This window comes from Pseudarthrobacter cremeus (genome assembly GCF_051857465.1).
GTDB lineage: Bacteria > Actinomycetota > Actinomycetes > Actinomycetales > Micrococcaceae > Arthrobacter.
This window is the reverse complement of the sequence record NZ_JBPZHC010000006.1, coordinates 151,455-165,584: the sequence shown is the minus strand read 5'-3', so window position 1 is coordinate 165,584 and position 14,130 is coordinate 151,455. Positions and strand designations below refer to the sequence as shown.

The window sequence follows — 14,130 nt, the reverse complement described above, 5'->3', positions numbered from 1 at the left end:
CACTACTGGGCAACGTCGAACCCCTCCCCCGTCAAGGCCACAAAACGTTCCTCGAGGCTCTCCCGTTCCACGGCAAACCCACGGACCCGCACCCCGGCCGCCACGAGCTCCGCCACGATGTCTTCCGGAGCATCGAGGCGGGCAGCAGCCGCGACGGCGGTCAGCACCTGCCCTTCTGCCTCGGGATTCGGCGTCCCGGGCGTGAGGCCCAACCGCAGCAGGACCGCTGAGGCGGTGCCGGCGTCGGGCGTTGTCAGGCTGATCCGCGTTTCACCGGTCTGGCGCAGCTCGGACAGCGGCCCCTGGGCCACCAGCCGTCCCGCGCTCATGATCGCAGCGTGCGTGCAGATCTGCTCCACCTCCGCCAGCAGGTGGCTGGAGACGAATACCGTGGCGCCGTCGGCGGCGAGGGACCGGACCAGGCTCCGCACTTCCCGCGTCCCCTGCGGATCCAGGCCGTTGGTGGGCTCGTCGAGCACCAGCAGCTCCCGCGGCGACAGCAGCGCGTTGGCGATTCCCAGCCGCTGCCTCATCCCCAACGAGTAGGCATGCACCCTCTTGCCGGCGGCGTGCGACAACCCCACCCGCTCGAGCGCGGCAGCGACACGGGCGTTCCGGGTGGACGGCGCCGCATGCCTCCCGGCAGCGTCAAGCCGGTGCAGGTTCGCGGTACCGGAGAGAAACGGATAGAAGGCAGGCCCTTCCACCAGGGCGCCCACACGCGGCAGGACCTCGTGCAGCCGCTGCGGCATCTGGTGGCCCAGGACGTTGACCGAGCCGGCCGACGCCGCGGCAAGGCCCAGGAGCATCCGGATGGTGGTGGTTTTGCCCGAACCGTTGGGACCCAGGAAGCCGAACACGGAACCGTGCGGCACCGCGAGGTCCACATCATCCACCGCCACCTGCTGGCCGAACCGTTTGGTCAGGCCGCGCGTCTCTATGCTCAGTCCGGGTCCCGCGGCGTCGGTCACGCTGCGCCGGCGGCGGCCTGAAGCCGCTCGGCCGGAACCATCCCCACAAAGATCCTGCCGTCGTCGGTCAGCAGGACGTTGACCAGCGAGGTGGACAGGAGCCGGCCGCCCGGCACGACGACGGCGGCCTGGGACAGGAGCGGATCCTTCAGCAGGGCTTCGGTCAGCTGCGCCCCCTGCCCGTCAGGTGGCGCGGGGAACCCGATCACTGATTCCCAGCCCTTTCCGGTCACGGCGGGCTTGGGCATGCTCCCCTCCCTGGGGTGGAACCCGCTTCCTGGAACCTGGTCCGGTGCGGCCATTCCGGGAGTCGCGGGGTCACCGGGGAAGCCCGGGCTGCCCTGCTGATGCGGCATCAGGGGACGCTGTGGGAGCGGCGGCACCGGGATCTCCTTGACCGTGGCGCCTGGCGGGGCCACGAAGGTGAACATTGCGTCCTCGGGCGCTGCCAGGGTCAGGCTGGTGAAGCCGGCCTCGAACGCGGCCTGCTCCTGGCCGCGGGCCGTGACAGTGACCTTCAGCGGCATCCCCGTCTCACCATCCACCGCGATCACCGCTTTGTCCACCAAAGTACCTTCTGTCCTCGGCGTCAGGACCAGGCTGTAGGCAGACCGGCCAGCCACCTGGACGTCCGGGCCGACCGTCACCGAAGTGGAGGTGTCTGCTGCGTCAAGGAACCTCTTGGCGAGGTCCTCGGGGGTGGGAATGGCATGTGTGGAGGGAACGGGGGCGTCCGGCGCCGGAAGGGGCAGGTCACTGGCTTTGGCGGGCAGCGTGAGGTGCGCTGCGCTGTTGTCCTTGGAGTTGTAGAACCAGACGTCGCCGTCGCGCCGGATGAGGTCGCGTTCGGCCAGCCGGTCCACCACCTGGACGCGGATCTTGGCGGGGCCGTCCATGAAGATCCGGGCGGTGTGTTCGCCGGTCAGGAGTTCAGCAATAGAGGCCGCCCCGCCGGCTGAGGCTGGTCCGGAGGTGGGGCCGACGGACGGCAGGTCCGGCAAGCCAAGCTCAGAGGACTGTTCCAGTGTTCCGGAAAAAGACCTGGTGCTGTGCTGGCCCAGGAGCGTCAGGACCTCAGCGGGGGTCTTTTGGGGCAAAGGATCCCCGGCGCGCGCCGGAATCGATCCCGCCAGAACACCGGCGGCTATCACTGCAGGTACAGCTGCTGCGGGAATCCAGCGCAACCATGTGCGTTTCATGCCAGACCCGTTTCGTCCTTGGAGCCCATAGATTCAGATTACGCCTGGCGGCGCCCCTTCACACCACTGAAACGGAGCCTCAACCGGAGGGGAGTCCGGTTACGCGGGCACCACGGTGCCCGCCCCGCCGTCGACAGTGATTTTCTGGCCGGTGGCGAGCCGCAGTGTGGCGTCCGGGACGCCCACCACAGCGGGAATGCCGTACTCCCGGGCAACCACGGCGCCATGTGAATTCGGGCCGCCCATCTCCATGACCAGACCCCCCGCCGTCAGGAACAACGGTGTCCAGCCGGGGTCGGTGGACGGCGCCACCAGGATCTCGCCAGGTTCCAGGTGGGCTCCCACCGGGTCCAGAATGACCCGGGCCGCCGCAGTGACGGTTCCGGCCGAGGCGGGGCTCCCGGCGAGGGCACCCGGCACGGCCGGAACCCCCTGTGTTCCGGCCGGCTGCAGCCTCTCCGGTTCCGTGCCGTCGGAGAGGAGCACGCGCGGAACGTGGCGCCGTTCCAGCTCCTGCGCGTAGGCCGCGCGGCGCCTTTCCACCAGGGCCCTGAAGTCTGTTAGCCGCGGTCCGCTTGCCTGCTCCAGGCCGGCCCTGGCTTCGACCAGGTCCAGGAAGAAAACGTCATCCGCCTGTGCCACCACCCCTGCGTCCGCCAGTGCTGTGCCGATCAACGCCAGCTCCTTCCGAACCGCGGCGAGCCTCACCACCAGCAAGTACTTCGGAAGCTCGCGGAGCCCCGTAAACATCCGTGCCCGCCGCAGCGCTGCCCGGACCGCTGCGCCGCGCAGCCGGCTCCGTGCCCGCGCTTCGGCCACCAGGCGATCCACGCATGCTTCCGCCTCCTCGGCAGCGTTGCTGAACTGGACGTCCGGAGCCATGGAGGAATCTTCGAGCCGCAGGTAGTTGGCCAGGACACCAAGGATGTGCGTGGGGTCATCTGACCAGCGCGGCATGCCGACGTCGATCTCCGCCACGGCCCGATGCCCGTACTGGCCCATGAATCTCGCCACTCCGGCCTGCAACTCCGAGGGCAGGTCACCGGAGCGGTAGTCGACGGCGAGCGCTGCAGGCCCCCGGGCCGCCATGGCGGCGCGGGACTCGCCGTCGTTCCTGATCACCCGGGCGAGGCGCCAGAGTTCCAGGTCCATTTCGGTGGTCACATTGTTCGGCAGCCCGCGGAGCACCACCTGCAGGTCATCCCACCGGCCGCCACCGAGCAGCTTTCCCGCCAGCGCCAGCGCCGCGAAGCCCAGGGCCGGGAGAGGCAGGATGGCAGGAACCACCGGGAAAATCCGGGCGCCGAGCAGATGTTCGGTGTGGTCCAGGCGCTGCAGCGGGGTGGCGTCGGCGGGCGCTTCGAGCGAATCGCCGAACCCGCGTGCAAGGCGGTTGGCACGCCGTAATGCTGCCGCCGGGCGGAACAGTGCCCGGAGCAGCGTCTCGGGAACCCGCGCGTGCACCGCTGCGGGCACCACGTGGCGGAGCATGCCGAGCGGGGTCCGTCGGGTCACAGAAAACCGCGGGTCCTCGAATACGCGGCGCAGCACGGTGGCCGAGCGGGCTTCCATGACATCGAAGACCCGGGGAACGATCCGCCGGCCCGTAGCGCTGCGGGCCACGGCGGTCAGGTCGAAGTACATGCGCTGCCCCGCTTCCGCATAGGGCGACGGTCCGTTGCGGGGTTCGGGCACGTCGAAACGCGCGGCGCGGGCCACCGAGGAGGCTATGACCCGCAATGCTGCCAGGCCCATGGGGGTGATGGGGCGGGTCAGGCCCTGCGCCAGGCTGAAGCACAGGTAGACCCGGACGCCCGGACGGGCGGCCGCCCGCTCAGGAACCGGGAACAGGGTGGTGATGGGCCGGGACTGGACCAGCCACAGGCGGCCGTCTTCGGCGATGGCCCACTCAATGTCCTGCGGCGCTCCGAAGCGGTTCTCCACCTGCAGGCCGAGGGCCGCCAGTTCGGCGGCCTGCCGGTCGGTGAGGCAGGCCGCGGCTCCGCCGTTGGAGGCCACCGTCCGGGTACCGCCGCCGGGGATGGGCCGGACGGCGATCCGCTTGTCGCCGAGCCTCCGTTCCAGAACAGTCCCGGTGACCGGGTCAACCACGAAGTGGTCCGGGTTCACGGCCCCGGACACCACGGCCTCACCCAGTCCGGGACTGGCATCGATCACCGCCTGCTGCCGGCGGCCCGTCAGAGGGTTGGCGGTGAAGAGGACACCCGCGGCCTTGGCATCCACCATGCGTTGAACCACCACGGCCAGCGCTACGGCAGCCGGATCAATGCCTCTGCTTGCCCGGTAGCTGACGGCCCGGTCGGTCCAGAGTGAAGCCCAGCAGTTGCGGACCGCTTCAACCACCGAGGCGGCGCCCACCACGTTGAGGTAAGTGTCCTGCTGGCCGGCAAAGCTCGCCGACGGAAGGTCCTCGGCGGTGGCGGACGAGCGGACCGCTACCGGGACGTCGTGCCCGAGGGCGCCATACGCCCGCTCGATGGCCTCGAGTGTCTCCGGCGGAACAGGAGCGCTGAGGACAGCTTCGCGGGCCCTGGCCGCCAGTTCCGCCAGTGCGGCGAGGTCGTCGTCGGCAGTGGCTTTCAGCGCCGTGTGGAGCTCAGACAGCCGGCCCTGTACGTGCCCGTCCGCGCCCGTTGCCTGCCGGTAGGCCTCCGTGGTGAGGCAAAAGCCTTCCGGCACCGAGAGCCCCGCTGCGGTCAGCACCCCGAGGTTGGCAGCCTTGCCTCCCACGAGGGGCACCATGGCCGCACCGATGTCCGCCAATCCCAGGATTGAAGGCGAAGCTCCCGTGCCGGGCATGTCCATGCCTCCTGCTGCGAAACTTACTTAGGCCGCGCCAAGGATTGGTCCAAAGTTCACCCGGTCGGCGAGGCGTGGATCCTCCCGGTCCGGGACAACCAGCACCGGGCTCTTGGCATGGTGAAGCACGCCCGCGGAGGTGGAACCCAGGAGCATTCCGGTGAAGCCGCCACGGCCGCGCGTGCCCACCACCACCAGCTCCACATGCCGGCTGGCCTCCACCAGGGCATCCACCGGCGAGCCGTCCTTAAGCTCCGCTTCCATGGGGAGGCGGGGGTAGTGGCTTCTCAGCCACGCCATCCCGGCGTCGAGCTGTACTTGGATGTCGGCCAGGAGGGCCTTCCGGTCCATGGGTGCCGGCACCCAAGCCAGGGATCCGCTGTACAGCGGCACAGCGCAGAGGACCCGCAGGGTTGCCCCGAGCCGCTCAGCCTGGGAGGCGGCCTCCAGCACGGCTATGCGGGCCTGCTCTGACCCGTCGACGCCGACCACCACCACGTTCTCCACGGGCTTGTGTCCGGCTTTGGCCTGTTCGGCCCTGATGCGTTTGTCGTCAGTGGTTTCGCCCAGGCGGTCCGCGCAGATCAGGGGCACGGTCACGGTAGGGCATTTGGCATGGGCAGGCAGTGCGCTGCTGACTGAGCCAAGAAGGCGTCCCACGAATCCGCCGCGACCCCGGGTGCCGACCACCAGCAGTTCAGCCGTCTCAGAGAGTTCCAGCAGCACGCCCGAGGCATCGCCGTTCTCCACGGAGGCGTCGACGTCGATGTTGTAGCCGGAAACCTTGTCCACTGCCTGCTGGAGGACTGCCTCGGCCCCTTCGCGGATCACCGAGTCGTCCACGGTGGCGTAGCCGCCGTCCAGCCCCGACGCGGCGAAGATCGGCACGGAATAGGCCGTCACAATATGCAACGGCCGACGGCGGCGTTCGGCTTCCCGGGCCGCCCACACGAGTGCGCACTGGCCGTGGTCGGACCCGTCCACGCCCACAACGATCCCTGCGGGGGCGGCGGAAGTCCCGGCGCTGTCCCGTTCCGGATCCGGATGCATCTCATGTGCGCCCATGGGGCCCGCCTCCTCGCGATACTGCCTGATGTTGCGGCTATTCTGCCAGAAGCGGAGCCCTCTTCCTGCACCCGGCGGAGTGTCACCTCCGGGGCAGGGAAAGCCCTGCTTCCGCTTCTCACTATTCTCGGTCCGCCTGCAGTTAGCAAGATGCCCGCAGGTCAGGCGGGCAGGTTATCCACAGCCGCCCCGGGCTGGGATGGAAAGCGCGTTCATCGCGAACAGAATGTTTCGGTTTGGGCTACCCATGAGCACAAATGTTCTGTAGTCTTCGAGGCACTGCCGGTCCGGGACGCCCTCAGCGAGGAAGCATCCCGGGCCGGTTCTGCGGCCGGACTTTGGGGGTAAGGTGACGCATGCGGGGCGATGATGCCCGCGTCAGCCGAAATCTTCGAAGGAGGAAACTGTAGTGTCAAGCATGCCTGTGAACGGCGGGACCGAACGGACCACCACGGTGATCATCGGCACGGGGCTCTCCGGCCTGGCGGTCGGAGCAGAGCTGCGCCGGCGCGGCGTAGACGCCATTGTGGTGGACGGGCTGGACATCCTGGGCGCCGCGCAACCGGCCAACACAGCTTCACTGCAGCGCTGCGACGCAGCAGATTCCGATTCCCTTCGGGAACGCAACGAAATCCTCCGCCACCTTCGCAACTACGCGGCGAGCCACGACATGGATGTCCGCAACACCACCCGGGCGGTCCAGCTGACCATGGTGGGCGGAACGGCGGCAGGCGCGCAGGCCGGAGCGGCAGAAGACTCCGCGCCGCGCCAATGGGAAGTCCACACCCCCAACGGCATCCTGCTGGCGGACAACATCGTGCTCACCCGCTGCGCCCACAGCCAGCTGCGCCGCATGCTCAGCGACTTCGGCATCACTGTCCGCAGCAACCTTGTGGCCGCCATGCGGACCATCGGCATTTACCTGGTGGGTGTGGGCGAGCTCATCACCCCCTCCCCCAAGGAGGTGCTGCGCCAGGCCAAGACGGTGGGGCAGGCCATCTCCGCCAAGATGCAGCCGGAGGGCGGACCGCCGGCCCTGACGGGCACCTTCGCCGTCTAGGGGCGCTGGACCCCGTCCGTATCAGTGCCCGCGTTGTGGGGGCCCGCGTCACCCGCCGGGTCCGCGTCATCGTCAGACTCTTCGTCATCCTCAGAGTCCCCGGTGAGCCGGCGTTTGGCCAGGACGCCGATGGCTACGAGCAGCCCCAGGGCCACCGCGGCAAAGACCACCAGGCTCCAGGGGAACGGTTCAGAGGCGTTGACCGCGGGAAGAGGGGTCGCTGTGGCTCCCGGCTGGGCGGTTCCCATGGTGGGGACGGCCGGCACCGCCGTCGTACCCGTTCCAGGTGACGCGGCCGAAGGCGGTGCTCCCGCCGCCGCGGCGGATGCGGTGAACCCGAACGTCCCCTCAATCGGGTGCGAATCCGAGCTGACAACGCGCCATGCCACCGTGTAAGCGCCCGCCGGAGCGCCGGACTTAAGCTTTTGGGACGCCACGCTGTCCACGATGGAGACGGCCCCGTCAGCCCACTCGGCGCCGGCGGAGTCCTTGACCGAAAACTGCGAGCCGATGCCCAGCGGGTTCTTGCTGAACGTGACCGAAACCTTCTCAGGCGCTGTGGCCACCGTTGCATCCTGGGCGGGGCTGGTGGACTCCGCAGCATCATGGGCCGACGCCGGCATGGAGACGCCAAGAAGGGCGGCGGCAAAAACGGCGGCCCCGAGGAGGACACTCAGCAGTTGACGGTTGGATCGCATGGGTGGAGTGCTCCCTCGAATTGGCGTCCTTCCAGCCTAGGCGAACTTCCGGGGCAGCTGAGCCCCCCGCCTAGGCGCCCACGTACGCAGCCAGGTGCTTGCCCGTGAGGGTGGACCGCTTGGCCACGAGATCGGCCGGCGGGCCCTCGAAAACGATCCTGCCGCCGTCGTGCCCGGCACCGGGACCGAGATCGATGATCCAGTCGGCGTGCGCCATGACCGCCTGCTGGTGCTCGATGACGATCACCGACTTGCCGGAGTCGACAAGCCGGTCAAGGAGGCCCAGCAGGTTCTCGACGTCGGCGAGGTGGAGGCCGGTGGTCGGCTCGTCAAGAACGTAGACGTCACCCTTTTCCGCCATCTGGGTGGCCAGCTTGACGCGCTGCCGTTCGCCGCCGGACAACGTGGTGAGCGGCTGGCCGAGCGTGAGGTAGCCAAGCCCGACATCCACCAGGCGGTCCAGGATCTTGTGGGCGGCAGGTGTCCGGGCCTCCCCTTCGCTGAAGAACTCCTCGGCTTCTGTCATCGACATGTCCAGGACGTCGGCGATGTTGCGGCCGCCCAGCGTGTATTCCAGCACTGATGCCTGGAAGCGCCGGCCCTCACAGTCCTCGCAGGTGGATTCGACCGTTGCCATGACACCCAGTTCGGTGAAGATGACCCCGGCGCCGTTGCACGTGGGGCACGCCCCTTCGGAGTTCGAACTGAAGAGCGCCGGCTTCACGTCGTTGGCCTTGGCAAAGGCCTTGCGGATGGGCTCGAGCAGGCCTGTGTACGTCGCGGGGTTGCTGCGGCGCGAGCCTTTGATGGCGCCCTGGTCGATCACCACCACACCGTCCCGGCCGGCCACCGAACCATGGATCAGGGAGCTCTTCCCGGAGCCTGCAACACCGGTGACGACGCACAGCACACCCAGCGGGATGTCGACGTCGACGTCCCGGAGGTTGTGGGTCGAGGCGCCACGGACCTCCAGCTTCCTGGCTGAGGAACGTACCGCTTCTTTCAGGGCCGCCCGGTCATCGAGGTGGTGCCCGGTGATCGTGTCGCTTGCCCGCAGGCCCTCGACTGTTCCTTCGAAGCAGACGCTGCCGCCTTTGGTTCCGGCGCCGGGACCGAGGTCGACGACGTGGTCGGCGATGGTGATGGTCTCAGGCTTGTGTTCGACCACGAGCACGGTGTTGCCCTTGTCCCGAAGCTGCAGCAGGAGCTGGTTCATCCGCTCGATGTCGTGCGGATGAAGTCCGATGGAGGGTTCGTCGAAGACGTAGGTGACGTCGGTGAGGGAGGATCCGAGGTGGCGGATCATCTTGGTGCGCTGGGCCTCACCGCCGGACAACGTTCCGGCCGGCCGGGCCAGGGAGAGGTAGCCCAGCCCGATTTCGGCGAACGAGTCGAGCAGGTGCTGCAGGCCTTTGAGGAGCGGCGCAACCGAGGGCTCCTTGAGGTCCCGGATCCAGCCGGCGAGGTCGCTGATCTGCATCTCGCACAGATCGGCGATGTTCCTGCCCCTGATCCTCGCGCTCCTGGCCTCCGGGCTCAGCCGGGTTCCGTCGCACTCCGGGCAGGACTGGAAGGTGATGGCGCGCTCCACGAAGGCCCGGATGTGGGGCTGCATGGCGTCGACGTCCTTGGAGAGCATCGACTTCTGGATCTTCGGGATCAGGCCCTCGTAGGTGAGGTTGATCCCCTCGACCTTGATCTTGGTGGGCTCCTTGTAGAGGAGGTCGTTCATTTCTTTCTTGGTGAACTTCGCGATGGGCTTGTCCATGTTGAACCCGGCGCCGCTGAAAATGCGGCCGTACCAGCCGTCCATGCTGTACCCGGGGACGGTCAGGGCGCCCTCGGCCAGGGACTTGCTGTCGTCATACAGCGCGGTGAGGTCGAAGTCGGAGACCGAACCCATGCCCTCGCAGCGCGGGCACATGCCGCCAAGGTAGACGGCATTCTGGACCACGCTCTTCTCTACCCTGCCGCTCTTCTCCGTGCTCATCACCCCGCTGGCCTTCCGCGTGGGAACGTTGAACGAGAAGGCGGTGGGCGGGCCGACATACGGCTTTCCCAGCCGGCTGAAAAGGATCCGGAGCATGGCGTTGGCGTCCGTGGCGGTGCCCACCGTGGACCGGGGGTTCGCCCCCATCCGCTCCTGGTCGACGATGATCGCCGTGGTCAGACCTTCGAGCATGTCGACGTCGGGCCGCGCCAGAGAGGGCATGAATCCCTGCACGAAGGCGCTGTAGGTCTCGTTGATCATCCGCTGCGATTCGGCGGCGATGGTGGCGAAAACCAGCGAGCTCTTGCCGGACCCGGAGACGCCGGTGAACACCGTCAGGCGGCGCTTCGGGATCTCCAGGCTGATGTCCTTGAGGTTGTTCTCCCGCGCGCCCTGGACGCGGATCAGGTCATGGGTGTCGGCAGCGTGGACCGCGGGCGGCTGCAGGTCCGTTGTGGTGTCAGCAGTCATTTTGCCTCGTTGATGCGGATCATGTTGCCGGCGGGATCGCGGAAGGCGCAGTCCCGGATGCCATAAGCCTGCTCGATGGGCTCCTGGACCACTTCGGCGCCGCTTGCCTGCAGCTTCTCGAAGGTTCCGTCCAGGTCCGGGGTGGCGAGCACGATACGCGCGTAGCTGCCCTTTGCCATCAGTTCGGCGATGGTCCGCCGTTCGTCCTCGGTAAGGCCGGGGTCCGCCGTCGGTGGTTCAAGGACGATGGAGGTCTGGGGCTGGCCTACCGGCCCGACTGTCAGCCAGCGCATTCCGCCGTATCCGACATCGTTGCGCACCTCGAACCCAAGGGTGTCCCGGTAGAACGCCAGGGACGCTTCCGGATCGGTATGGGGGAGGAATGTCCAATGAATTGTGAGTTCCATGACGCCAGTCTAGGCGCGGCTTTGAGCTAGCGCTTCTCTATTCCTGATCGGTCTGGTGACCTGTTTGACCACGCAGGAAGGCATGCCCGCCGCGTGCCCGCCGGCCACGCGCCGGTAGCTGCCCGGCGACATGCCGACCAGTTCCGAGAAGCGGGTGCTGAAGGTACCCAGGGACGAGCAGCCGACGGCGAAGCAGACTTCCGTGACACTGAGGTCGCCGCGCCGCAACAGTGCCATGGCCCGCTCGATACGCCGTGTCATCAGGTAGCCGTACGGCGGCTCGCCGTAGGCGAGACGGAACTGCCGGCTCAGGTGCCCGCCGGACATGTTCACACCCCGGGCGAGCGCCTCGACGTCGAGCGGCTGTGCGTACTCGCGGTCGATCCTGTCCCGCACGCGCCGCAGCAGCGCGAGGTCGCGCAGGCGCTGCTGCTGTGCCGGATTGGTCTCCACGAGCGTGATCGTGCCACGTCAAAGCAGGGATGTCCAGCACTTTCTACCCTTTTGGAAGCCCGCAAAGGGTAGCGAACTTCACGGCGCATTTCCGCCGCCGTGGTCCTGGGACGCATCCCCGTCCGTTTAGGATCAAGTATCCCCAAATGATTCCCCCCGGAGGACTAATGCTTAAGCAAGGCTCTGCCCTGGACCGGTACTTCAAGATCACCGAGCGGGGGTCAAACCTCTCCCGCGAGATCCGCGGCGGTTTCGCCACCTTCTTCGCGATGAGCTACATCGTGGTCCTGAACCCGCTCATCCTCTCCGGTCCCGACTCCAGTGGAACCACCCTGGGTTTCACCGCGGTCGCAGCCGTGACCGCTTTCGTGGCCGGCCTCCTCACCATCCTGATGGGAGCCTGGGCCAAGCACCCCTTCGCATTGGCCACCGGCCTGGGCGTCAACGCCTTTGTGGCCGTGACCGTGGCAACCAACCCGGGCCTGACCTGGCCGGACATGATGGGCCTGGTGGTGATCTCCGGTGTGACCATGCTGATCCTGGTCCTGACCGGTTTCCGGACGGCCGTCTTCAAAGCCGTTCCCGACGGACTCAAGACCGCCATCGTGGTGGGCATCGGCCTCTTCATCGCACTGATCGGCCTGGTCAACGCCGGGTTCGTGCGCCGCATCCCCGACGTCGCCGGCACCACCGTTCCCGTTGGGCTGGGCTTTGACGGCAAGCTTCTGGGCTGGCCAACGGCCGTGTTCGTGTTCGGCCTGATCCTGACCATCGCGCTGGTGGTCCGCAAGGTCAAGGGCGCCATCCTGATCGGCATCATCACCTCCACGGTCATTTCCGTGATTCTTGAAATGACCCTGCACATCGGCCCCAGCTTCGATGGCAAGGTCTCCAACCCTCAGGGCTGGTCGCTGGTGGCCCCCACGTTCTCTGAGTGGTCGGCGCCGGACCTGTCCCTGATCGGCAAGGCCAACCCGTTCGGAGCCTTTGAGCACCTGGGCTTCGTGGCGGCGACGCTGCTGGCCTTCGTCATCCTGCTGAGCATCTTCTTCGATGCCATGGGCACCATGGTGGGACTTGCCACCGAAGCCGGCAACATCGATGAGCACGGCAACATCCCCAACGTGGACCGGGTGCTGCAGGTTGACGCCCTGGGCGCCATTGTGGGCGGCGGCGCGTCGGTCTCCTCGAACCAGATCTACGTGGAGGCAGGCGCCGGCATCGGCGAGGGCGCGCGAACGGGCGTGGCTTCCATCGTGACCGGCCTGCTGTTCCTGGTGGCCATGTTCTTTACCCCGCTGATCAACCTGGTGCCCTTTGAAGCAGTGGCGCCGGCACTGGTGGTGGTGGGCTTCATGATGGTGTCCCAGGTGGGCAAGATCGACTGGCAGGACTGGGGCATCGCGATCCCGGCCTTCCTGACCTTCACCCTGATGCCGTTCACCTACTCGATCGCGAACGGCCTCGGCGCAGGGTTCATCGCCTTCGTCCTGATCCGCACCGTGCAGGGCCGTGTCAAGGAGATCCACCCTCTGATGTGGGCGGTGGCCGCAGCCTTCCTGCTCTTCTTCGCAGTAGGACCGATCGAGGCCGCGCTGGGCATGCTGTAGTCCCCGGGGCGGGGGTCAGACGGGGGTGTTCGGGGCGAGCCCCTCGTCGCCGGTCTCCGCCACTGCCTTGCGTTCCCGGAGCCGGTCCAGCCTGTTCATGAGCGGCGAGGTGGTGGCGCCGTGGATAACAATCGACAGCGCCACCACCAGGCCCACAAATCCCCAGAGCCATTCCGCCTGGTCGGAGAATTCGCCCTTGCCCAGTGCGTAGGCGAGGTAGTACAGCGAGCCGATCCCGCGTATCCCGAAAAAGGACAGGGCGATCCTTTCCCGCGGTCCCGTCTTGCCACCCAGAAGCCCCAACCAGCCGGCAACGGGACGCACCAGCAGCAGGAATGCCAGCGCCACCAGGACCTCGGCCCACCCCACCGGGGCGAGCAGCCCGCGCGCAATCGCGCCGCCCAGCAGGACCAGGATCACCACGGTCATCAGGCGTTCCAGCTGCTCCACGTAGGAGTGCAGGATCTTGTGGTAGCCGTGGGTGTGCTCCGCGGCCCGGATGGTTACGGCGCATACGAACACCGCAATGAAGCCATACCCTTCGATCAGTTCCGTAAGTCCGTAGGCCAGGAAAGTCGCGGCAAGGGCAACGAAGCCTTCCGAATGGTTGGACAGCCGGAGACTGGCTTTGCGGGCCGAGAAAAACAGCATGGCCAGGACTTTTCCAATCAGGAAGCCGAGCACCAGGCCTGCTGCCAGCCGCCACACAACGTCCACGCCGAACCATTCCGGAAACCACGCCGACGGCGATGACCCGACAACGCTGATGGCGATGGCCAGGTAGACGAACGGGAAAGCCAAACCGTCGTTCAGGCCGGCTTCGGACGTCAGGCCAAAGCGGACCTCGTCTTCCTGGTCCGTTCCCTCTTCCTCGTCCGCCGGCTCCCCCACCTGGACTTCCGAGGCCAACACCGGATCAGTAGGGGCGAGGCTCGCGGCCACCAGCAGCGCGGCGCCAAGCCCGAGCCCCAGGAACCACATCCCCAGAAGCGTCAGGATAATGATGCACACCGGCATGGCGATGCCCAGGAGGCGCCACGTGGTGGACCAGCTCTTACGTCCCACCGGGCGGTCCAGTGCCAGCCCCGCACCCATCAGGGAAATGATCACGCAGACCTCCGCAAGGTGCGTGGTGAAGTCGTTGTGCCGGAGCGGGTCCGGATCAGGCAGGGTGGGAATCAGGGAAAATGCTGCAATGCCGGCGCCGAGAAACACCATGGGCATCGAAAAGGGCGCGTTGCGTAACGCTTTGGGCAGGATTGCCGCGACAAACACGGCAATACCTGCGGCGGCAAAAATGATACTCGGGGCTTCCAGCATGGGCTCTCTCCGGAATCGAATGTTCGCGTGAGAAGTGGTGGGTCCACCATAGCCGTAACGTCGCGG

11 protein-coding genes are annotated in these 14,130 nt (G+C 67.3%); 2 read left to right on the top strand and 9 right to left on the bottom strand.

Features of this window, described 5'->3' with window-relative positions; all coding sequences use genetic code 11:
* Positions 1 to 2: 2 nt before the first annotated feature.
* The 4 genes from ACS5PJ_RS12900 to ACS5PJ_RS12885 form a co-directional block, all read right to left on the bottom strand.
* On the bottom strand, positions 3 to 971 hold the full coding sequence (locus ACS5PJ_RS12900) for an ABC transporter ATP-binding protein (protein ID WP_439435279.1): 969 nt from the start codon (positions 969 to 971) through the stop codon (positions 3 to 5).
* The gene (locus ACS5PJ_RS12895) at positions 968 to 2,170 is read right to left on the bottom strand and encodes a LolA-like protein (RefSeq protein ID WP_439435278.1); all 1,203 of its coding nucleotides are present in this window, start codon (positions 2,168 to 2,170) and stop codon (positions 968 to 970) included. The genes ACS5PJ_RS12900 and ACS5PJ_RS12895 overlap by 4 nt, the downstream gene beginning before the upstream one ends.
* A 99-nt stretch (positions 2,171 to 2,269) precedes the next feature.
* Entirely contained in the window at positions 2,270 to 4,996 is a 2,727-nt protein-coding gene (locus tag ACS5PJ_RS12890) for a PEP/pyruvate-binding domain-containing protein (protein WP_439435277.1), read from the bottom strand.
* A 21-nt stretch (positions 4,997 to 5,017) separates the two neighbouring features.
* Positions 5,018 to 6,055: a universal stress protein gene (locus ACS5PJ_RS12885; protein WP_439435276.1), complete on the bottom strand. Its 1,038-nt coding sequence runs from the start codon at positions 6,053 to 6,055 to the stop codon at positions 5,018 to 5,020.
* Positions 6,056 to 6,473: 418 nt separating this feature from the next.
* Between ACS5PJ_RS12885 and ACS5PJ_RS12880 the strand changes: the two genes are divergently transcribed.
* A complete protein-coding gene (locus ACS5PJ_RS12880) occupies positions 6,474 to 7,115 on the top strand; it encodes an NAD(P)/FAD-dependent oxidoreductase (RefSeq protein ID WP_439435421.1) in 642 nt (213 codons plus the stop codon).
* Here ACS5PJ_RS12880 and ACS5PJ_RS12875 read toward each other — a convergent pair.
* The 4 genes from ACS5PJ_RS12875 to ACS5PJ_RS12860 all read right to left on the bottom strand — a co-directional run bounded on the left by ACS5PJ_RS12875 (position 7,112) and on the right by ACS5PJ_RS12860 (position 11,134).
* Complete coding sequence (locus tag ACS5PJ_RS12875) at positions 7,112 to 7,813, bottom strand: copper resistance protein CopC (RefSeq protein WP_439435275.1); 702 nt, start codon at positions 7,811 to 7,813, stop codon at positions 7,112 to 7,114. The two genes, ACS5PJ_RS12880 and ACS5PJ_RS12875, sit on opposite strands and share 4 nt — an antisense overlap.
* 70 nt (positions 7,814 to 7,883) lie before the next feature.
* Positions 7,884 to 10,274 (bottom strand): ATP-binding cassette domain-containing protein, encoded by a 2,391-nt coding sequence (locus tag ACS5PJ_RS12870; protein ID WP_439435274.1) that lies wholly within the window; start codon positions 10,272 to 10,274, stop codon positions 7,884 to 7,886.
* Positions 10,271 to 10,681 carry a VOC family protein gene (locus ACS5PJ_RS12865; protein WP_439435273.1) on the bottom strand — a complete coding sequence of 137 codons (411 nt, stop codon included), beginning with the start codon at positions 10,679 to 10,681 and terminating at the stop codon, positions 10,271 to 10,273. Before ACS5PJ_RS12865 ends, ACS5PJ_RS12870 begins: the two co-directional genes overlap by 4 nt.
* A 9-nt stretch (positions 10,682 to 10,690) precedes the next feature.
* A complete protein-coding gene (locus ACS5PJ_RS12860; RefSeq protein ID WP_439435272.1) occupies positions 10,691 to 11,134 on the bottom strand; it encodes a helix-turn-helix transcriptional regulator in 444 nt (147 codons plus the stop codon).
* A gap of 167 nt (positions 11,135 to 11,301) precedes the next feature.
* Between ACS5PJ_RS12860 and ACS5PJ_RS12855 the strand changes: the two genes are divergently transcribed.
* A complete protein-coding gene (locus ACS5PJ_RS12855) occupies positions 11,302 to 12,744 on the top strand; it encodes an NCS2 family permease (protein WP_439435271.1) in 1,443 nt (480 codons plus the stop codon).
* A 15-nt stretch (positions 12,745 to 12,759) separates the two neighbouring features.
* Here the strand turns inward: ACS5PJ_RS12855 and ACS5PJ_RS12850 are convergent, their stop codons facing one another.
* A complete protein-coding gene (locus ACS5PJ_RS12850) occupies positions 12,760 to 14,064 on the bottom strand; it encodes a cation:proton antiporter (protein ID WP_439435270.1) in 1,305 nt (434 codons plus the stop codon).
* Positions 14,065 to 14,130: the final 66 nt, after the last annotated feature.

Bases quoted from the DNA above. Each gene is read 5' to 3' on its own strand.
- ACS5PJ_RS12870 (WP_439435274.1), bottom strand. From the start codon at position 10,274: ATGACTGCTGACACCACAACGGACCTGCAGCCGCCCGCGGTCCACGCT.
- ACS5PJ_RS12865 (WP_439435273.1), bottom strand. From the start codon at position 10,681: ATGGAACTCACAATTCATTGGACATTCCTCCCCCATACCGATCCGGAA.
- ACS5PJ_RS12880 (WP_439435421.1), top strand. From the start codon at position 6,474: ATGCCTGTGAACGGCGGGACCGAACGGACCACCACGGTGATCATCGGC.
- ACS5PJ_RS12895 (WP_439435278.1), bottom strand. From the start codon at position 2,170: ATGAAACGCACATGGTTGCGCTGGATTCCCGCAGCAGCTGTACCTGCA.
- ACS5PJ_RS12855 (WP_439435271.1), top strand. From the start codon at position 11,302: ATGCTTAAGCAAGGCTCTGCCCTGGACCGGTACTTCAAGATCACCGAG.
- ACS5PJ_RS12890 (WP_439435277.1), bottom strand. From the start codon at position 4,996: ATGGACATGCCCGGCACGGGAGCTTCGCCTTCAATCCTGGGATTGGCG.
- ACS5PJ_RS12875 (WP_439435275.1), bottom strand. From the start codon at position 7,813: ATGCGATCCAACCGTCAACTGCTGAGTGTCCTCCTCGGGGCCGCCGTT.
- ACS5PJ_RS12850 (WP_439435270.1), bottom strand. From the start codon at position 14,064: ATGCTGGAAGCCCCGAGTATCATTTTTGCCGCCGCAGGTATTGCCGTG.
- ACS5PJ_RS12885 (WP_439435276.1), bottom strand. From the start codon at position 6,055: ATGGGCGCACATGAGATGCATCCGGATCCGGAACGGGACAGCGCCGGG.